This is a genomic window from Burkholderia metallica, from assembly GCF_001718555.1.
Classification (GTDB): Bacteria; Pseudomonadota; Gammaproteobacteria; order Burkholderiales; family Burkholderiaceae; genus Burkholderia; species Burkholderia metallica.
This window is the reverse complement of the sequence record NZ_CP013403.1, coordinates 325,867-345,529: the sequence shown is the minus strand read 5'-3', so window position 1 is coordinate 345,529 and position 19,663 is coordinate 325,867. Positions and strand designations below refer to the sequence as shown.

The 19,663-nt window shown below is 61.5% G+C and carries 18 protein-coding genes, 2 pseudogenes and 1 riboswitch; of the genes and pseudogenes, 5 read left to right on the top strand and 15 right to left on the bottom strand.

What is annotated here, in order from left to right; genetic code table 11:
* Nucleotides 1–9: 9 nt before the first annotated feature.
* Complete coding sequence (locus tag WJ16_RS34335; protein ID WP_084636098.1) at nucleotides 10–186, bottom strand: type II toxin -antitoxin system TacA 1-like antitoxin; 177 nt, start codon at nucleotides 184–186, stop codon at nucleotides 10–12.
* 78 nt (nucleotides 187–264) lie between these two features.
* On the opposite strand from WJ16_RS34335, the pseudogene WJ16_RS21405 reads away from it, so the two are divergent.
* From WJ16_RS21405 to WJ16_RS21390, 4 genes and pseudogenes are all read left to right on the top strand, one after another.
* Nucleotides 265–549, top strand: a pseudogene (locus WJ16_RS21405) (Sir2 family NAD-dependent protein deacetylase); the annotation flags it as partial.
* Nucleotides 550–1,850: 1,301 nt separating this feature from the next.
* Entirely contained in the window at nucleotides 1,851–4,673 is a 2,823-nt protein-coding gene (locus WJ16_RS21400) for a type VI secretion system Vgr family protein (protein WP_069261070.1), read from the top strand.
* Nucleotides 4,670–6,271 carry a hypothetical protein gene (locus WJ16_RS21395; RefSeq protein WP_069259097.1) on the top strand — a complete coding sequence of 534 codons (1,602 nt, stop codon included), beginning with the start codon at nucleotides 4,670–4,672 and terminating at the stop codon, nucleotides 6,269–6,271. The genes WJ16_RS21400 and WJ16_RS21395 overlap by 4 nt, the downstream gene beginning before the upstream one ends.
* A gap of 15 nt (nucleotides 6,272–6,286) precedes the next feature.
* Complete coding sequence (locus tag WJ16_RS21390) at nucleotides 6,287–7,297, top strand: PoNe immunity protein domain-containing protein (RefSeq protein WP_069261069.1); 1,011 nt, start codon at nucleotides 6,287–6,289, stop codon at nucleotides 7,295–7,297.
* A gap of 68 nt (nucleotides 7,298–7,365) precedes the next feature.
* Here the strand turns inward: WJ16_RS21390 and WJ16_RS21385 are convergent, their stop codons facing one another.
* The 5 genes and pseudogenes from WJ16_RS21385 to WJ16_RS21365 all read right to left on the bottom strand — a co-directional run bounded on the left by WJ16_RS21385 (nucleotide 7,366) and on the right by WJ16_RS21365 (nucleotide 11,002).
* Nucleotides 7,366–7,668, bottom strand: coding sequence for an H-NS histone family protein (locus tag WJ16_RS21385; protein ID WP_069259096.1), 303 nt, complete (start codon nucleotides 7,666–7,668; stop codon nucleotides 7,366–7,368).
* 795 nt (nucleotides 7,669–8,463) lie between these two features.
* Nucleotides 8,464–8,617, bottom strand: a pseudogene (locus WJ16_RS35950) (transposase); the annotation flags it as partial.
* A gap of 194 nt (nucleotides 8,618–8,811) precedes the next feature.
* Nucleotides 8,812–9,321, bottom strand: a complete 510-nt coding sequence (locus WJ16_RS21375; RefSeq protein WP_069259095.1) for a DUF4365 domain-containing protein — start codon at nucleotides 9,319–9,321, stop codon at nucleotides 8,812–8,814.
* Between the two features lie 239 nt (nucleotides 9,322–9,560).
* A complete protein-coding gene (locus WJ16_RS34980; protein WP_157126843.1) occupies nucleotides 9,561–9,902 on the bottom strand; it encodes a hypothetical protein in 342 nt (113 codons plus the stop codon).
* Between the two features lie 42 nt (nucleotides 9,903–9,944).
* Nucleotides 9,945–10,047: riboswitch (SAM-I-IV-variant riboswitch) on the bottom strand.
* Nucleotides 10,048–10,198: 151 nt separating this feature from the next.
* The gene (locus tag WJ16_RS21365; RefSeq protein WP_069259094.1) at nucleotides 10,199–11,002 is read right to left on the bottom strand and encodes a hypothetical protein; all 804 of its coding nucleotides are present in this window, start codon (nucleotides 11,000–11,002) and stop codon (nucleotides 10,199–10,201) included.
* 97 nt (nucleotides 11,003–11,099) lie between these two features.
* Between WJ16_RS21365 and WJ16_RS21360 the strand changes: the two genes are divergently transcribed.
* Nucleotides 11,100–11,351, top strand: a complete 252-nt coding sequence (locus WJ16_RS21360) for a hypothetical protein (RefSeq protein WP_069259093.1) — start codon at nucleotides 11,100–11,102, stop codon at nucleotides 11,349–11,351.
* A gap of 146 nt (nucleotides 11,352–11,497) precedes the next feature.
* Here WJ16_RS21360 and WJ16_RS21355 read toward each other — a convergent pair whose 3' ends face one another.
* The 9 genes from WJ16_RS21355 to WJ16_RS21315 form a co-directional block, all read right to left on the bottom strand.
* Nucleotides 11,498–12,586: a porin gene (locus tag WJ16_RS21355; RefSeq protein WP_069259092.1), complete on the bottom strand. Its 1,089-nt coding sequence runs from the start codon at nucleotides 12,584–12,586 to the stop codon at nucleotides 11,498–11,500.
* A 199-nt stretch (nucleotides 12,587–12,785) separates the two neighbouring features.
* The gene (locus tag WJ16_RS21350; protein ID WP_069259091.1) at nucleotides 12,786–13,121 is read right to left on the bottom strand and encodes a Rieske (2Fe-2S) protein; all 336 of its coding nucleotides are present in this window, start codon (nucleotides 13,119–13,121) and stop codon (nucleotides 12,786–12,788) included.
* Between the two features lie 3 nt (nucleotides 13,122–13,124).
* Nucleotides 13,125–13,436 (bottom strand): YciI family protein, encoded by a 312-nt coding sequence (locus WJ16_RS21345; protein WP_069259090.1) that lies wholly within the window; start codon nucleotides 13,434–13,436, stop codon nucleotides 13,125–13,127.
* A gap of 5 nt (nucleotides 13,437–13,441) precedes the next feature.
* Entirely contained in the window at nucleotides 13,442–14,314 is an 873-nt protein-coding gene (locus WJ16_RS21340) for an intradiol ring-cleavage dioxygenase (protein WP_069259089.1), read from the bottom strand.
* A gap of 28 nt (nucleotides 14,315–14,342) precedes the next feature.
* Complete coding sequence (locus WJ16_RS21335; protein WP_069259088.1) at nucleotides 14,343–15,410, bottom strand: maleylacetate reductase; 1,068 nt, start codon at nucleotides 15,408–15,410, stop codon at nucleotides 14,343–14,345.
* An 8-nt stretch (nucleotides 15,411–15,418) separates the two neighbouring features.
* Complete coding sequence (locus WJ16_RS21330) at nucleotides 15,419–16,885, bottom strand: aldehyde dehydrogenase family protein (RefSeq protein ID WP_069259087.1); 1,467 nt, start codon at nucleotides 16,883–16,885, stop codon at nucleotides 15,419–15,421.
* A 51-nt stretch (nucleotides 16,886–16,936) separates the two neighbouring features.
* On the bottom strand, nucleotides 16,937–17,956 hold the full coding sequence (locus WJ16_RS21325; RefSeq protein WP_069259086.1) for a hydroxyquinol 1,2-dioxygenase: 1,020 nt from the start codon (nucleotides 17,954–17,956) through the stop codon (nucleotides 16,937–16,939).
* A 38-nt stretch (nucleotides 17,957–17,994) separates the two neighbouring features.
* Nucleotides 17,995–18,489, bottom strand: a complete 495-nt coding sequence (locus tag WJ16_RS21320; RefSeq protein WP_069259085.1) for a cupin domain-containing protein — start codon at nucleotides 18,487–18,489, stop codon at nucleotides 17,995–17,997.
* Nucleotides 18,490–18,604: 115 nt separating this feature from the next.
* Complete coding sequence (locus tag WJ16_RS21315; RefSeq protein WP_069259084.1) at nucleotides 18,605–19,534, bottom strand: LysR family transcriptional regulator; 930 nt, start codon at nucleotides 19,532–19,534, stop codon at nucleotides 18,605–18,607.
* Nucleotides 19,535–19,663 lie beyond the last annotated feature (129 nt).

Genomic DNA, 19,663 nt, shown 5'->3' with positions numbered 1-19,663 from the left:
CCGGTAGATTTAGCGGCCCAGCGGCCGTTTGGCCGGAATCGTTATGCTGTGTTCGCCACAGTGTTGTCGAACGAGCACTTCTATGAAGTTGGCAATCGTCCTGTGCTCTCTCTCGGCGGCCAATCGAATCAACTCCTTCAACTCGGGTGTAATCCGGAGATTCAAGGTGTCGGACTTACGTTCCATAGGTCGGCTCGCCAGAGAAAAATGTACCGCAATTGTAACGCTGATGGGTGTTGCGCCGGCGAATCAATGGTGGAAAGGTTGCTCATCGCCGCAGGCGCTGGCGTGGGGGTGGATTCCGGGCTACGCGACTTCCGGGGAACGGAAGGCTTCTGGCGTGCATACCCGGCGCTGCGCCACTATGGATTTTCGTTTGAGGACATCGCCAACCCCGCGGGCTTTGCGAGCAATCCGCGCCTGAACTGGGGATTCTATGGTCACTGCCTCGTGCTCTATCGCGCGACCGTTCCTCATGCCGGCTTTGGCATTCTGCTCAGGTGGGCGTCGGCGATGAAGCACGGCGCTTTCGTGTTCACCAGTAACGTCAAGCACTTTGCAGGCGTTCCGGAAAAGCTCCGGTTCCTGTGGGCCAACGGTGATGGCGGCCGCACGCTGCTCGACTCGTCCACTGGCGGACACCAGTTTAGCAAGCTGTATGGCGGATGCTAGGGTTCCAAGTCCTGGGCCTGAGTGAACGTCTGGGTCAACTGGATTCTTTCTGACGCACGTGGCAAAGCTGGTGCCGAATGGTGCGCAGGGCCTGATGGACTTCGTAGGCTGGAAGCGGCGCTTTTCATGCTTGGGTATGATTTCCATCGGGTTCGTGATTCGCATAGCGGCAGAGGAACCGACCAGCCCCGCAGGGCAAGGAGAGGTACCAGCGAAGCTGGCTAACAGCTGGTCTGGCGTTCCGCAGGAGAAGCCTCCGTTTCACGATGAGGCCTCTCGAGGTCGTTGCTCGTCGCCTGCCGCAAATCCACCGACACGATTAGTCGGTCATGATGGCTGTACTTGCGGTCGGTGCAATTCTGGCTCGCCCCGGTCACTTCGGGCCGCACCTATAACGCTTGCGCGCTAATTGGACACGGGTCATAAGGGAAGCGCCAGTGCGGGTCCCACTGGCAACGTACGTAACCGAAACTGTTGGAAAAGCGAGTGTTCGGATGTTGACGGCGGTCACGCAGACATACGGACGATTTGACGTCGTCGGGTCGGCCACGCAAGCCATTGATTTGCCGAGAGAGTTCGGGCGTAACCGAAACCAGCGGTGACGCGTAACCAGAATTAATGTACCTCAGCATGTGGGAATTTCGAATAGTTTCGCTTAACGCGACGCGAGAAGTTTTACTTAATGCTCTCTGAAATTCCCGCAAATGACCGCGTGGCGGGGGCTTAAGTGAAACTGTTCCAACGACATTTGCGCATGACCAAAGCGCAGCATGCCTCGGAAAAATGGTGTCCCGCCGCGCGCAGCATTCAGAACACCTTCGAAATCCGACCAATGACTAGCCAGTCAGCTCAAGAAATGTCGAACCGATATGGTCAGCACTTCGGCCACCCACCATTCGACTGCGTCGGCCGAGGGCAGCCCTTTGGGCCACACCTTGCAAGTGCTTGCGTCGCCTCTCGTACACAACGGCAGTTTGGTTCCGGCCGACGGGGAAGAAAGCGGTGCCGTCTCTCACTACCAGTCCGGCGCCGAATTATTTCTCGATAGAAAATAATTGTCGCGAATTGTTAACCCGGTCTACTTGAGGCACACGGTTGTGCCTGTCATATTGCCTGCATAGGGTCTTCCCTATATGATTTTGCTCGGCCGTGAGAGAGGCCAGCACAAGGAAAATCAAATGGGAGCGCAGGACCTTATCGCGTTGACAAATTCGGGGTTACTCCAGTCCGACCGGATTGTTAAATTGGATACCCCCGCCGGAGCGAATGCGCTTCTGCCACATATTGTGGTGGGAACTGCTCGCCTCGGTGGCAATTTCGAGATCACTGTCGACGTTGTTTCGCTGCAGGATTCAATCGAGCTGAAATCCCTCATTGCGCAGCCCGTCACACTTTGGATGCAGCAGTCTGACAAAACGTATCGTCCCCGACACGGATATGTTCATACGGCCCGCCGGCTGGGTGCCGACGGCCGGCTGGTCAGCCTGCAACTGATTTTCTCGTCGTGGCTTCACTTCCTGAAATTCCGCAAGGACGCGCGAATATTCCAGGACCAGACCGTCGAAGCCATTCTCGAAACAGTGTTCCAAGGGCATCCCCAGGCAATTGGAGCGTACCGAATCGAGGTGACCAAACCGTCACCTGCACGCTCGTTCTGCGTGCAGTACGAAGACGATTGGAACTTCGTGCACCGGCTGATGGAGTCGGAAGGCTGGTTCTATTACTTCGAGCATGCCGACGACGGTAAATCTCATACCCTCGTCGTCACAGACGACCTGTATTCACTCAAACCGCTTGAGCCGGAACAGGTCCGGTTCTATCGTGCCGGCGTCACGCGACAGCCCGACGCGTTCGTGCACTGGTCGGGCACGCGGACCTTACAGAGCACGTCGTATTCGACGAGTACGTTCGACTATAAGAACCCCGAAGCGCGCAAGGAAAAATCGTTTCCTACCGTCGCGAACCAGGGCGAGCTTCCGCAGCAGGCCGAAGTCTACGAGTACACGGGGCCATACACGTACCTCGATGATGACCGCGGCGACCGGTTGACCAAGCTCAAGCTTGAGGAATGGGAGTCGCGCGCAAAGCGATTCCGCGGTGTAGCTAGCGCACCGAGTATCGACGTCGGCGGCTGGTTCAGTTTGCTGGACCACCCCGAGCACGACGGAGATAGTGCTGAGGACCGCAAGTTTGCGGTGGTCGAGGCCACCTGGTACATCCGCAACAATCTCCCGATTGGGGAAACCCACTCCTATCCGCATAGCCTCGATGCGCGTCTTGCCGAGGTTCGTGATGCTCACGAGGAGTCGGCACCTGCGTTCGCGGTTAAAGATGCTTCAGGCAGCGAGGGCTTCTTCCTCGTTGATGTCGAAGCCCAGCGCCAGAAGGTGCCGTTTCGCAGTCCGTTCGAACACCGAAAGCCCGTCATGCACCTTCAGACGGCGACGGTCGTCGGCTCTGGCAACGAAGAGGTCTATACCGATGCGCTGAACCGCATCCTGGTACGCATGCACTGGGACCGACGTGAGGGCGTCGGAGCGACATGCTGGATGCGCGTTTCCTATTCCGATACTGGCGGCGGCTACGGCAGCGTGCACGTGCCGCGCGTTGGCGAAGAAGTGACCATCGAATGGCTCGGTGGTGATTGTGACCGCCCCATTGCAACAGGCCGCGTCTACAACGGCGCAACGCAGCCGCGCTGGCATTCCAACGGCATCCTGTCAGGCTTCAGCTCGAAGGAATACGGCGGCAACGGTTACAACCATCTCGTGATGGACGATGCGACCGGGCAGAACCGGCTGCAACTGTTCTCGTCGCAAGGTAGCTCCATGCTTCACCTGGGATACCTGATTGCCCAGGACGGCAATGTCCGCGGCAGCTATCTCGGCAGCGGCTTCGACCTTCGCACCGATGCGTACGGCGCGATTCGCGCCAATCGGGGACTTTTCCTCACGACCCATCCTGGTTCGGGTGCGGCGCACCAGCAGTTGGAGGTCCGACAGGCCCAGCAGCAACTCACCAGCGCTCACAACTTGGTCGAGTCGCTTTCCGATGTCAGCACCCTGCACCAGGCCGAAAGCCTGAAAGCTGGTCACGACGCGCTCAAGGCTTTCACGGACGCCACGAAAGACGACGTTCAGGGGCAAGACCAGGGGAGCGGCGGCCGCACGGCGGGAGGCGGCACGGGTGTAGCCAACGCGTTCAAAAAACCTGTTCTTCTGGCCGCAAGCCCGGCGGACATTGCACTGTCGACGCAGCAGTCGGTGCACTTGGGTGCGGACGAACACGTGAACGTGGTCAGCGGCCAGAGCACCCACATCGCGGCCGGAAAATCGCTGCTCGCGAGTGTCGCCGAACGCATCAGCCTGTTCGCCCAGAACGCCGGGATGAAGCTCTTCGCTGCGAAGGGCAAGGTGGCGATTCAGGCGCACTCGGACAACATCGAAGTGACCGCGCAAAAAACGGTAAAGGTGCTATCGGCGACCGAGAAGGTCGAAGTGGCCGCGAGCCAGGGCATCCTGCTGACCTCAGGTGGCGCGTATCTCCGCATTCAGGGCGGCAATATCGAGATTCACGCTCCGGGCAAGATAGACATCAAGGGAGCGCAGCATGCGTTCGCCGGCCCCACGAGCGCACCCTACGATTTGCCGGCCCTGCCCAAGGGCGACCTGCACAACAAGCTCGAACTGAATCTCACGGACGACAACCTCAAGGCTGTGCCCCAAGCTCCCTACAAAGTCGTGTTTGAGAACGGGACGACTCTGGCCGGCAAGCTTGATGGAAACGGTCACGCGGTCCTGCGCGACGTACCAGACGGCACCGCTAAGGTCTTCTTCGGGGAGGACGCCCGCCCATTCACGCCCCAGCCAGTCCCCGCGCCCACGGAGCTCGCGCAGCCTGATGTTCTCAAAGAACTGCATGCAGCCGGGCACGAGGGCATTACGGAGGAAAACCTCTACAGCCTGTTCAACAAATTTTCTGGCCGGCCGGACGTGAAATGAACGAAAGCGACCAACAAGCAATAGAAGACGCGGTCAAAGAGATTGGCTGGTCGATGGCAACCAACGCTGTCCCGCTGTTCTACGTCGCGCAGAACGTCTACGACACCACGGAGAGCGTCTGGACCGTATGGAACGCACGCGAAAGTGCGGACGAGATGACGAAAATCGAGGCTGGCATCGACCTGGTGTTCGCCGTCGTGGGGTGGGTCCCTGTCGTCGGTGCCGGCGTCAAGCGTACGTTTCGTCTCGTCAACCACAAGTCGGAAATCTACGGCCCGCTGCTGTTCGACATTCTGCGTCTGGTGCTCCAGCAAGCGCACATCCAGACCAGCCCGGATGCGTTGATTGACAAGTTGTTCGATGCCACCGGCGTCAAGAAGTATCTGACTGAGGCTCGCGAACACATCCAGAAGTCCTGGCTGTATCGCGAGATGCCGTCCGCGATGCAGGTCACGTTTATGCAGGCGCTGACCTTCGTCGAAACGAACCTGCCGTACTGGCTCGCACAGTTCGTCCAGCGCAAGCTGCTCCACTGGCGCAAGAAGCAGCCAAACTCGTCCGCAGTCAGCACCCTGGATGAACATCGGACCACCGAAAAGCCTGGCGCAAAGGGAGAAGAGGCAAAGGCTGGTCATGACCGACCGGTCCCGACGCCATCCAGGGGCGTGGTCAACGCCAAGCTCGCCGTAACCGATATCACAACGAGTATCACCGGCATTCTGGGCGAGCACATCGGCGACTACTACTGCTATGAGAAGCTCAAGTGGGGCAACGGCTGGAAGGACCACGACAAGGGACTGAGTGGCAAATGGAGCGAGCAGCCAGGCCTCAGGGTCATGGGCAAGCTCAACGACAACGGCAAGCTGAACAAACTGTTTGACCTGAAGGCGCGCGGCCGCGGTATCGACGGAGTTTGGCGCGCTGCGCCGTTCAGCAACCAGACAAAAGACTTCGCTATCGTGGAAATCAAGGCATCCACGACGACACGAAAGCTAAAGGACCCAAACGCCAAGCATAGTATCGCTAGCAAACTCGGAACCGTAAAGGAAGCTATCCGCCCGCCAGCAAATGACCTTCTCGAGCCGCCTGATGACGCCGGTCCCGCCTTACCCTCCAAAGGAGGCGGCAAGCCTGGCGGCGGAGGCAAGCCAGGGAGTGGTGGAGGAAAGCCGTCAGGCGGGGGCAAGCCAACTGTCGGAGGCGGTGCGGGAGACGCCCCTACACACGGCCAGCAGAAGTCACAGCCCACACCACCAGAAGCCACCTCCAGTTCAACTACTGATGCTGGCGGGAAAGACGCGACCAAGGGCGACAAATCAGTGGATAGAGTCCAGATGAGCACCGCCTGGATTCAGCGGAATCTTCCGCAGGCCGTGCCCGAACCATTGGTTTCGGCAATCTTACGGGCGGGATATTCCCGACACATTTTGTACGTTCCTTTCTATCTCCCTGCAGCTGCGCAGCACGTTGAAGCATTGGCGACGGGGGACGAACACGGCCATACAGACCACGACCTTCCCTTCACACATCATTACAAGGAAGGTGAAGTAGCGGAAGCTGTGAAGCTCAAAGCCAGCAGGTTAAAATCGCGGGCGTAACCTGAGAGAATGGACATGAGCGACGATTTTGATTCGAAGCGGCGGCAGCGATTTCTGGGCGAAGACTACTTCAACTGGTTGATGGAGTCGCTAAGTGACGACGTTACATACTGGTCGGAAAATATTGCACCCACTGGCGAAACAGAAAGCGAGCGTAAAGCGACAACGACTCTGTACCTCTCGTCTTACAGCTATCGTCGTTTCTTGCTGATGTACACGGGTGGCGTGGATATTGGGATATTGCGCGCCGAGCTAGAGTCAGTCGTCAATGCATTCGAGAAATACACCAAAGCTAAGCGCCTTTATGAGATAGACGCAGAGCAGCCCCCATTGGCATTTAGCGTCATCGGAGATTATGAGGTCGTCATGCAGCTGATTAGTTGCTGCTACCTCATGCATCGACGTGACCTGCTTCCCCGAATCGTCGATATGTTCGACCCAGCCTATCGAGGGCAGGACACGCTGTACGAAGACCTCTTGTCGTATGAGTTCGAGGGCCGCGTCGACGTAGATAGCTGGTTCCACGACGTTCCTTACCGCCCCCTCGTTTTTTCCCTGTACCGCGAGACGAAAGATGAGTGCGTCAGCGACATCACCGAATATCTTGAGGCTTGGTATCCGGGTATGACTACCGCGCCCTGGCACGACGGCCATCTTGAAGCCCAGAAGAATGGCAAGGGGGCGTATGTCGGCTATTGGGCCATAGAAGCCGCCGCCGCGGCGTACCTGTTGAAGGTTGATGACAGCTCCTTCCGCGACCATCTGCTGTATCCGAAGGACCTTGCAGACTTTGCGCGCAAGTTCGAGGCGGAAAAGGCCAGCGCACAGGTACCTCAAGAAGTCGGGCCGAAGACAGTTCGTACCGGCCAGGTCTGTCCGGAAACCGGCATTTGGAAAGCGCAGGGGCATCACGTGCCTGGTGTGCTGGTTCAACAGGGTGAGCGCATGCCTGAGGTCTTCGCACCGGACAAGAGCGGCGCATATCGTCCGCAGTCAGCGCTCTGGGAGCTAGAACGCAAGGCCTGATGCATGGGCTGGTTCTCCAAGCCACACGCGTAAATCGCAACGCGTGCGGTCATGCCCAACTTGTCGCTTTACTTCGCGATGAGGAAACGGTCGCGGTTCTTTGCGTCGCGAATCCAGAGCGGAGCGCGACCGCGACCCGACCAGGTCTCGCCGGTCTTCGGATTCTGGTATTTCGGCTCAGTAGCCGTTGCCGAGCTCGCAGCCTTCTTCGCACGCTTGCGACCAAAAATCTGGTCTTCGGTGATGCCATACTCGGCGACAAGCTCACGAACCTGCGCGATGATTGCTTCGAGCTCCGCGAGGCGCGCTGCTTCGGTGCGCTCCTGGAGCACGTCGAGCTGCGCCTTCAATGCTTTATAGTTTTCGGCCATTCTTTAACTCTCCCACTTTGTAAAAATTTTGCATATCTGACCAACCCAGTTCCTGTGCTTGCCCGACGGCAGTATCCCCCTCGATGCGGCACCTCGCGCATCTGTCCGACACGTCCTACGCGGAGCAGCCCTTTCCTGCTACCCGGCTACCGGAAGGGTTGCTTGTCTCCTCAAGCAAGCGCTGTCTGCCACTAAGCAAACGACTACATCCCATATGCTCGACGCACGCCATTTCCCGTAAATCGTTCATGGCGATAATGGTATCGCTGCCAAACGCTCGATATACAGACTTAGCTGGATTTCCTAAGCGCCTTCTTTGCGGGTACTTTCTTGCCAGGCTTTCGCGATGGTGCCGGCTTCTTCATGATATCGGCCGGCACTGGATTGTCAAACAGTTGACCTTGCTGAGATTCCTCTCGCTCTAGTTTCACAATAGTCTCTGTCATTCGAGAAAGCTCAGATTTCATCTCGGCGAACAATTTCATTCTTGTTACCCGTGATGCGTCAACCAGCGCATTTGAAGAGGCAGAACTGCTCGAATCACTTGCGAAATGCGTAGCCACAGGTAATCCTGAGCATATTCCTCCAACAGCGTTATGTGCGTCGTATTCCTACCCACAAGAATCGCAAGAGCAGCAATCGCGAGCGCGGCGTTAAACGCGGGCTGCTTAAGACTACTCAATCGCGCGACTACGCGTTCGAACTCTAATACTCGCTGCTCTATGGAGTCCGATTTAATCAGCTCATGGTTGAGTTGTAATGTCCGAAAAATAGCGGGAAGTACCTGACTCTTTTCATGCGATTCGCTATCGAACTTTGCTTTCCAGGCATACAGACTATGGGTCGTAATGCCGAGCCGCTGCGCAACATCGGCCACCGAATGGCCTCGCTCAGTGACTTGCTTGACTGCCTCGATCTTGAACTCATCCGTGTACCGCTTGCCGCTCATACTGACCTCCTCGGTTGCCATAAATTATGGCTCGAAGATGTCTACTGGAGTCTGGCCGCACCACTGAATCTCTTTTCAGTGCCTCCATCCCTAATAACCGGTAACGGCACATTGGCGAAGGAGATGCAGGCTTGACGCCAATGTGGCGATCGAACGTGGGTAAGCCTGCGGGGGAACAAATGGATTTAAGAAAACTACAGTGCGGCCACAATTTTGTTTGGCTCGCAGATCGCGATGATCCGCTGGACTAGCTCATCGACCGAAGTACACCGGTAAGGCGCAAAGCGGTCCGCGCTACTTTCCGACTTGTTGGGCCGGATGACCCACTTGGATGCATTATTGCGAGCGAGTTCCGGCAAAATCGACATCGGCACGAACCATGTCACGACAAAACCTGTCAGCTCCTCGTTGCAGAGCCCCGCGACCAGATACGCACGACGCGTCTCGTTGAAGGTCGTCTTCCTGACTTCAAAGTGGGCTTGATTTCCTCGCTCCTTGGTGCCGGGCTTATATAGGGTGACGGTCCGGCACTTCAGTTGGATGGCGACTGATTGGCCGGTCGCCTTGTCCCAGAACAAGCAATCAATGCCGTCGTCATCGGCCAGAGGCTGAAACGGTGAAAGCCGGCCGCAGCTACCCTTCATAACGGCATTGACCAGCAGGTTCTCGCCAATTGCGCCGATTTGTGTGGAGGACAGCGGCATAACGTTCACCCCGGAAATTGAACCCGCTGATTATCTCGGTAGTGTCTGCAGCTGCCAAGCGGCACATCGCGATGGCATTGCGGCCGCCGCGCTTCTTCATCAACTTGCAGCCAGTCGCCTGCGGGCCGCCACGGTAAGCGCAAAGGTACCGTCCTCGTACCGCTTCACGAGTCCACACTGGGCCAGCAGTACGCGCATGTACGAGGCGGTCGACCATCAGCCCAACGCCGCCGATGCCGTCACGACGTGCCGGACACAGCCGCCCCCGCTCGAACAAAATGATGCTCGATCCTCGTGCGAAGCACGCCATCGAGCGCCGCAAGCCGGTCACGCAGTCGAACCGCCTGCCCTTCCGTCATTTCCGCGAGAACGATCTTCTGTTCGAGCACGTCGCCGCAGCGGGCGATGGCCCATCGGTCGACCGTCGCCGTTTCACCTTCGAGTACGGCGGCCGCCGTCGAGACGATGCCCGGATTCAATCCCGATACGAGATGAACCGTATGCGTCAGCGTAAAACCGGGAAGGAAATGCGACCAGTCTTCACAGACCGCGGGGCAGGAGGTAGAGGTAGCTTGATGCATGGTAGCTCCGGATGAGTGGTTATCGAACCGGTGCCAGCCATGCTGCTCCCGCTTCGTTGCCGTAAATCGGCCGCATCGCCTGAAGGCGTCCACCTTGCCCGGGAGGGCAGGTTGGCGTCGGATAGTCCGACTCTGGATGCTTGATTCCTCACGTTCGACATTCCGAACGTGGGTTCATTATACTGAAAATCGGATAGCGGGCAAGAAGTGCCGGAGGAGTCGTACGTTGGTCGGGTGGCGCCCCCGATCCGGCCTGCGCGCAGGCGATTCCGGACGCCCAGGCCAGCGATGCACACTCACTTGGATCGGGGCCCTATTTTTGCAACGTCACCGAGAACCTTCTCCAGCTTCCTGCCAGCGTGAAGCATTCCCGCGATGTCACGATCGGGCTCGATCTTGTCTAGCACCTTGAAATCGATTTCGAGAATCTCTGCAATCTTCGTTGCGAGCGCCTTCGAAATCGGCCGATGCCCTTTCTGCCCTTTCGGCGCAAGTATGTGACTTACGCGGGACATCGACCGCCAGCCAAGCCCCGCAGCCAGCTTCTTTTTAGTCCCGGCCGGCATGTTATCCAGCTGCTCGATCAGATTTTGCCGCCAACGCTCCTCAGGAGGCAGCTGAAAGTCCTCGATGGGCTCGCCCGTGCCAAATATGAAATTTTGCTGAACCCTCGCCGCCTCGTCCCTGGCTGCTTGCTCCTGCAACAACGCGCGCTTTCGCGCTTCAATTCTCGAGTCGATCCCCGCACGTCCACGTCGGCGATGGCGTTGAGCCGCACGAACTGCACTGCCGAGCTTGACGAGCGCCGCAATATCGCCGCGTTGCGCGGCTTTTACACATTCCAGCAAATGCTCTTCAAGAAACGCCTGATTATTCTCCAGCCAAACTGCTCGCTCGGCACCTTGGGCGCGCCGGAATTCGTCGAACTGGCGCTGTAAAGATGCCGACAGCCCCGAGTCGAAGCGCTCCTCGAGAAGACGCGTGAGTTCCCGTCCCACGCTCGTCCCCTGCGCCTTCGCCGAGGCGACCAGACGCCTCTTGAGACTCACCGGAATACGAGCAAACAGTGGCTCCGTGGGTTCTTTGAGTTTATCAACCATGCAATCACTTTAGCATGGCTGTTCGAGCCTCAAGCCATGCCCTAAAGTCACTCACGTCACACTCCGTGACTCACCTTCTCTAGAAAAAGAGGCAGATATGAGCAAACTTGGCATCGCGGAAGGCATCAAATTGCGCGGAAACGTCAACCGCATTACCGAAATCCTGGAACGCGGTACGGTGCAGGATGCCGTCGCCTGTTTCGCCCGGTGCGGCGTGACGTTGCATGCAAGCGGTGGCGATGTCCCGCTGATGCGCAATCTTCCGGAACTGACCCGTACGGCCGTGCCGAAGCGGGTGGTCAAGGATTACTTCGGCGCAAGCGGCGGCGCCGTCATGAATCCCGCGTAAGCGCGTATGGCAACCACCAAGGCAGTAATAGTGGAAAAGAAAACGGGCCGTCCGGCCCGTTTTCCGATTGATGCGCTCGACGATGCGGTCTCGTATGTGCCGACGGACGACCTGCAGACCCTATGAAGCGCGGCACCGCGACGCCGTCAAAACACCGTATGCACCCCCACCCGCGCCACCGCCTGGCTCGCGGAACTCGACGCTCCGTTCGGATCCAGCACGCCGTTGACCTGCGCATTCGCGCCGCTGTTCGCCCGCTGATAATCGGCCGACACATAAACCATCGTCCGCTTCGAGAACAGGTACTGAAGCGCAACGCTGACCTGATGCGCGTGGTTGTCGTTCACCGCTTCATTGCCCTTCATGTACATGTACTTCGCGCCCAGCACGACATCCGGCCTGACGTGCCACAGCCCGCCCGCCTCGGCCATCCACACGCCGGCGTCGTTGAACGCATTGCGCACGGTCGTCACCAGCGCATTCGCGGTAACGACACCGAAGTCGTAATGCATCCCGACGCCCCAGTTGCGCACGCTGGTGGACGGCACGCCGGGCGCGGGCCCGTATTTCTCGTTCGTATACGCCGCTCCCACGCCGAACGCCCCTGCTTCATAGTTCACCCCGGCACTGACGGCGTTGTCGGCGCCCACCGACCCGGCCACCCCGCCGAACGCATACATCACGCCACCGGAGAACCCCGCGACCGTCGGCGAGCTGTACTTGACGGAATTCGCGATCGGCTTGCTGCCTGCCGTGCGGTCCCAGTCGAACGCACCGGTCGGGTTGTCCGGAAGCGCGAGACGCTGGAACGGGCCATTGCGGAAACCGTACAACCCCGAGATATCCCGTGAAATCGCGTTGTTCCTTGAAAACAGCGCATCCGCCATGAAGTCGTACTGGTTACCCAGCGTGATGCTGCCGAGCCGATTGCTTTCGAGGCCGACGTACGCGTTGCGCCCGAAAATCCCCGTCCCGACGATGCTGCCGTTCGCCATCGAGAACTGGTTCACGAGCGCGAACGTCGCGCGATATCCGCCACCCAGATCTTCCGTGCCGCGCAAGCCGAACAGATTCGGCGCGAATATGCCGTCGTCGAACTTGACGTTCTTTCCGCCGCTCTCGTTGCTGACATAGGAAATGCCCGCGTCGATCAGCCCGAACATCGTCACGCTGCTCTGCGCCCATGCGCCCTGCGCCACCGCGAGAATCGCCACTGCTCCAAACCCGAGTTTCATTTCGTCTCCGTCTTTTTTATGAAAATGCGAGGCCGCCACCCGCTGCGTGGCAGGTGCTCGCTCGATGCTGCACAAGAAATCGCGCTCGCTCAGGTGTCTAACAACCGACACCGTTAAAATGATTAGTTTTACTGATTTAAAAATACGAAAGTCATCGCATCAACCGCCTCCGCGCGCATCATCTTGAGTCACCCCCGAATCAGGCACCCCGACAGACGATCCACGCAGCGGCATCCACCTCGACGGCCACCGCCTCCAGCGCCGCCCCCGAGCAAGGCCCATCGATACACACGCCGTCATCGAACCGGAACAGCGCGCTATGATGCGCGCACATCAGCACCTGCGACCGGTAACAGGAAACGCTGCCCGGTACGAAATCGAGCGGCACCGAGAAGTGCGGGCAACGATTCACATACGCCCATACCTGCTCGCCGCGCCTGACGACGATCACCGGGCGCCCGATGCATGCGTCGTCGACGACCCGCGCGCCGCCGTCGGGCACTTCGGAGAAGCGGCAGAGTTGTCGCGCTTCCATGCCTCACACCCGCTGCTCGGGGTTGCCGAGGCTCCAGTCCCACGGCCGCACTTCCACGCGCGAGAACAGCCCTTCCTTCACATACGGATCGTTCCCGACGAACCGCATCACCGCGTGAATGTCGTCCGCCTCCACGACGAGCAGCGTGCCGTTCATCGCGTCGCCGTGCGGGTCGAGCGTCGGGCCGCCGAGCCGCACCACCACGCCGTGCTGATCGGCCGAGCGCAGGTACGTCCGGTGAATCGGCCGCATGCGATCGCGCACGTCGCGCATGCCCGGCTGGTCCGTCGCAAACACCGCAAAAAATCGCGCCATGACGGTCAGCTCCGGTCGAGAACGAAGTCGTACGTCACTTCGCGATACGGGCCGCTCAGGCCGAACTGACGGGCGAGCGCATCGTCCGCATCGCGCCGGCGATACGCAACCATCAGCGACGGCTTCACGCCGAACACCGCATCCGACGTCAGATATGGATCGTCTTCGTCGAACAGGTGCGTGACGAGCGTCCGGCAGCCCGGCGCATCGATCATGAAGTGCAGATGCGCGGGCCGCCACGGATGTCGCCCCGTGGCGTCGAGCATCTTCCCGACCGGGCCGTCGGTCGGAATCGGATAGCTGACGGGCAGTATCGTCGCGATCGCGTAGCGGCCCTCGGCGTCGGTCCGGTAGCGGCCGCGCAGGTTGCCGTGCGGCTGCGCGGTGTCCTGCCCGGAATACATGCCGTTGTCCGCCGTCTGCCACACGTCGAGCACGGCGTTCGCCACCGGCTCGCCGTCGGTGGTCAGCACCCGGCCACGCACGATCGCCGGCACGCCCGGCGTGAGCGCCATGTTCTCGCCATACGCGCGCTCGGGCATCCCCTCGATGTAGAACGGACCGAACACGGTCGTCTCCGTCGCGCCGGTCGCGAAACGATGGTTGATCGCATCGACCAGCATCGAGACGCCGAGCGTGTCCGACAGCAGAATGAATTCCTGTCGCACAGCACCGTCGCACATCTTCCCCGTGTCGGTCAGGAAGCGGATCGCGGCCATCCACTCCGCCTCGGTCAGCGCCGTTTCGCTGACGAACGCATGCAGATGCCGCACGAGGCTCTGCATCAGCGCACGCAGTCGCGGGTTCGGCGTACCGTCGAAGCTGGTGACGACCTGCTCGGTCAGCGCGGCGTCGCCGTCTTGGGGGTCGTGGTGCATGTCTGTCTCCTTTGACGCATCGTCGCGTTCATTGCGGCGCGCGCCCTTCCCATGCGTGCTGCAGCAATGCGCGAATCGCCGCGCGTTCGACCGGCCGCGGATTCGCGTACGGGTTGCGGCACGCAAGATCGGCCGCTTCGTCGAGGCCCGCCTGCGGCATCCCGAGGTCGGCGAGCGCTGGCGCAATGCCGAGCCGCGCGTTCAGCGCGAACAGCAGCGGGCCGGCTTCGGCCGCGTCGCTGCCACCCAGCGCGCGCGCCACGCGGCGCAGCGCATCGGGCGCGGCAGCGTGGTTGTAGTGCGCGGTATGCGGCAGCATCGCCGCATGCGTCTGCGCGTGCGGCAGGTTGAAGGTGCCGCCGAGCGTATGGCACAGCTTGTGGTGCAGCGCCATCCCCACCGCGCCGAGGCAGGTTCCCGCGAGCCATGCGCCGTACAACGCGCGGCTGCGCATCGCGCGATGCGCCGGATCGCGCACGATCACCGGCAGCGCTTCGCCGAGCGCGCGGATCGATTCTTCCGCCATCAGGCTGATCACCGGGTTCGCGTCCTGCGCATAGAGCGCCTCGACCGCATGCGCGATCGCATTGATGCCCGAAGCCGCCGAAATGTCCGGCGGCAGCGACACCGTCAGCAACGGGTCGTAGAGCACCGTACGCGGCAGCACGCGCGCATCGCGCCCGGTGCGCTTCAGCCGGCCTTCCGTGAGCCCGAAGATCGGCGTCATCTCCGAGCCGGCATACGTCGTCGGCACGGCCAGGATCGGCAGCACCGATTCGAGCGCAATGGCCTTGCCCAACCCGATCGTCGATCCGCCGCCGATCGCGACGCAGCAATCGGCGTCGCGTTCGCCGGCCATCTCGCGAGCGGCGCGCGCGACCTCGACCGGCACGTGCATGACCGCCTGCGCGCAGATGCCGGCCGCGCGCTCGCCCAGGATCGCCGCCACGCGCTCGGCGAGCGGCCGCTGCTCGGGCGTGGACAGGATCAGCGCGCGGCGCGCGCCGAGCGTCGACAGCTCGTCCGGCAGCCGGGCGAGCGCCCCCCATTCGAATACCACGCGCGACGGCGTGCCCTGATAGACGAAGCGATCCATGGCAATCCTCAACGCTTGAAGTGCGGCGGCACGTTGCCGTCGACGTTGACCCACACCGATCGCGCCTCGGTGTAGTCGTGCATCGCCTCGAAGCCCATTTCCCGGCCGTAGCCCGACTTGCCCACGCCGCCGAACGGGCTGCCCGGATTGACGCGCTTGTAGCAGTTGATCCAGCACATGCCCGCGTCGATCCGCGACGCCATCTTGTGGGCGCGGGACAGATCCCGCGTCCAGAGGCCGCTGCCGAGCCCGTACTCGGTCGCGTTGGCAATCGCGAGCGCTTCTTCATCGCTGCCGAAGCGCAGCACGGTGACGAACGGGCCGAACACTTCCTCCTGCGCAATGCGGTCCGTCGCGCGCTTGGCCTCGATGATCGTCGGGCGCACGTAGTAGCCGTCGGCAAGCGCCGGGTCCTGCGGCGCGCTGCCGCCGGCGAGCACGCGGCCGCCCTGCTCGCGCGCGACGTCGACGTACGACAGCACGCGATCGAGGTGCTGCTTCGACGTCAGCGGCCCCATCTCGGTATCGGGATCGAGCGGGTTGCCGATGCGGATCGACGATGCGAGCGCGACGAAGCGTTCGAGGAACGCGTCCGCGATGCGTTCGTGCAGCACGAGACGCGAGCCGGCGATGCACGCCTGCCCCTGGTTGTGGAAGATCGCCCATGCGGCGCCGTTGATGGCCGCGTCGAGGTCGGCATCGTCGAACACGATGTTGGCGCCCTTGCCGCCCAGTTCGAGCTGCACGCGCTTCAGGTTGCCCTGCGACGCTTCGACGATCCGCCGGCCCGTCGCCGTCGACCCGGTGAACGCGATCTTGCCGACGCCCGGATGCTCGGCGAGCCGCTGGCCGGCCGTGTGCCCGTAGCCCGGCACGATGTTGACGACACCCGCGGGAAACCCGACTTCGGCCATCAGCTCGACGATGCGCAGCGTCGACAGCGGCGTGATTTCCGAAGGCTTCAGCACCACGGTATTGCCGGCGGCGAGCGCGGGGCCCATCTTCCAGCTCGTGAACATCAGCGGAAAATTCCACGGCACGATCTGGCCGACGACACCGATCGGCGCGCGCTGCACGTAGTTCAGGAAGCCCGTTTCGACGGGAATCACCGACCCTTGCAGCTTGTCGGCCATGCCGCCGAAATAACGGAAGCACGCAGCCGTGCGCGGCACGTCGAGCGAGCGCGAATCGCGGATCGGGTGGCCGGTGTCCAGCGATTCGAGCTGCGCCAGTTCCTCCGCGTTGGCCTCGATCGCGTCAGCGAGGCGCAGCAGCAGGCGGCCGCGTTCGGCGGCCGGCAGCGCCGACCACGCGGGGAACGCGCGGGTCGCGGCTGCGACGGCCAGGTCGACGTCGGCCGCAGTGGCGGCCGCGATCTTCGTGATGACGGTGCCGTCGTGCGGATTCAGCACGTCGATCGTGCCGCGGTCGACGGCGTCGACGAAGCGTCCGTCGATGAAGAGTTGGGTTTGCATGAATCGTCCTCGGTGTATCGCTTAAAGCGAAAGCGGAAACGGAAGCGCCGGTCAGAACGCGATCGGATACGGCGCGAGCTCGCCGCTCTCGTAGCGCTGCGGCAGGTCGGGCGTCGCGTTCTCCCACACCAGCAGCATCGAGCGCTTCGTCGAATAGCCCTGATGCCGGATGTCGGCGGGCATCGCGCAGATGTCGCCGGCGCGCATCGTCACGCGTGCGCGCGGCGCGCCGGTATTCTTGTCGCCGATGTCCCACACGATTTCGTCGGACAGTTGCAGGAACCATTCGACGCGGTCGTTGCCATGGAACACCGGCAGGATGAATTCCTCGGTGGTCGGGCAGAACAGGCTGCGCCCGCACACCGACGTGACCGACGGATTCCACGTCACGTCCGAGCGCGACAGGTACTTGAACAGGTTGAACGCGTGCAGTTCGCCTTCGAAGCCCGGCTCGACGTGCACTTCCGGTTCGTCCTGCGCGACGTCGAGAAACGCGCGGTTGACCGGCAGGTCGTCGCGCAGCGGCGAATCGCCCTCGAGGCCCGGCATGCGGCGCGTCGCGATCCGCGTGCGCTCGATCGCCGAACCGTTGTCGCCGTGCTTGCGTCCGAACGCCGTCCCGGTTTCCTCCGGCGCCGCGAACGGATCGAAGCCCGCGTTCGTCCAGTCGTGCAGCATCGCCTTGAAGGTCGCCATGATCGTCGGCGTATCGAAGGTCTCCGTGTAGTCGACGCCGGCGTCCTTCAGGATGCCGTTGAAGGTGCCCGCATACATGTCGACCTTGCCGTAGTGATTGCGCGTGCCGAACACGTGGTCGAAGTTCACCCAGCCGTAGAAGAAGCCCCACGCGACGTCGCGCATCATCGCGCGCAGGAACGCGTCCGCGGGAATCGCGTGCGTGCGCGTCTGGCCTTTCGCGGGCCAGCTGATCTTCACGAAATATTCGTCGCGCTGGAATGCGAACGCGCCGAGCTGGAAGCGGCGGTAGCCGGTAACGGCATCGGCTTCGCTGGCCTGCACCAGATCGGCGGCGAAGCCCGTGGAAAGGTCGAGGGTGTCGAGGGTGGCCATGACGTGTCTCCTGGAAATGTCGAATGAGGTCGGACGGATCAGTGCAGGCAGATGTCGGCCCACTTCTCGACGGACAGCTCGCCCAGGACGGTCTGCACGAGTGCGACGCCCGGCTGGCTCGCGGTGAAGCGGTACGCGCAGCCGGCCGGCAGCAGCGCCTGATGGCCCTGGCGCAGCACGACGTAGCCCATCTTCCGGCCGGCCGGCTCCGCGCCGGCGCGCACGGTGCCGCGCCCCGACTGCGGCGGCGTATCGAGCTTGATGAAATCGATCCGGACTTCGCCATCCATCTGAATCGCGAACTCGTCGTGCGCGCAGGCGAACCACGGCGACTGGCCGTCGGTTCTCAGCACTTCGATCACGTATTCGAGGTTCTTGCCGGCAACGACCTTTTCGTAAGGGGCCGACTTCGACGCGATCTCGAACACATTCGAGAACGCGTAGTGCTGGGCGCTGCCGCTGGTGATTTCGATCTCGCCCTTCCGGTAGCCGGCGAGCGAGCCAAAGACGGTATGGAATGCCGTGTCGGTCATTTCTGTCTCCTGAGTTGAACCGCTTGTTGGATTCCACTCTAGGGGCAAGGCCCCGCCGCAACAAGGCACGGGACGGCGACTACGGCATTTGCGTTTCGCGAATAATCCGCGCGGTTCAACGCACCCAGCCGCGCTCCAGAAGCGGCCGGTCCCACGGCGATTCGTCGCCGATCGTTTCCGCGAGGAATTCGACCAGCGCCTTCACCTTCAATGCCTGTCGCTGCGTTGCGGGATACACCGCGGCGAAGCTGAGCGGCGCGAGCTGGAAGTCGGTCAGGATCGGCACCAGCCGGCCGGCGACGAGCGCGTCGCTCGCCACGAGCGTGGGCAGACACACGACGCCGCCGCCCGACAGCGCGTACTCGCGCAGCAGGTGCACGGAGTTCGAGCGGATCATGCCGGGCAGCTCCATTTCGACGACCTCGTCGCCGCGCGTCATCGTCCAGCGGTTGCGCGACGGATAGCCCGAATAGAGCGCGGTGGTGTGCTGCAGCAAGTCGCGCGGATGTTGTGGCGCACCATGCGCTTCGAGGTAGGCGGGCGACGCGCAAAAGAGTCGCCTGACGGTGAACAGCCGCCGTTCGATCAGCGACTCGGAGATCGGCGGGAAGATCTGGAACGCGATGTCGAACCCTTCTTCGACGGGGTCCACGACACGGTCGTTGACGATGACGTCGAGCTGGATGCCCGGGTAGCGCCGGTTGAATGCCATCAGCGGCGCGCCGAAGTGATCGAGCGCGAAGCCGGGCAGCATCTGGATGCGCAGCCGCCCGGTCGGCGTCGCGCGAAGTTCGCGCATCTGGTCCGTCAACTCGTTGACGCGCCCCACCACCTCCGCGCACTCGCGATAGAACGCCTCGCCCGTTTCGGACAGGCGCACGTGGCGCGTGCTGCGATGAAACAGCGGCGCGTTGACGAACTTCTCGAGCTGCTGGATGCGGTTCGTCACGACCGAGCTGGTCACGCCGAGCTGCCGCGCCGCCTCGGCGAAGCTGCTCGCCTCCGCTACCCTGACGAATGCCTCGATGCTCAGAAACCGGTCCATGCCGCGCCCTTTTTCGACAGCGAAACCGGCAGTCTAACCGCGCGGATAACGGGCTAGGTCATGCGAAAGGCGTCACTGTGTCACGCAATCGATGTCAATCGGTGGCGGCGCGGCCCCGCGCCTGCGCCC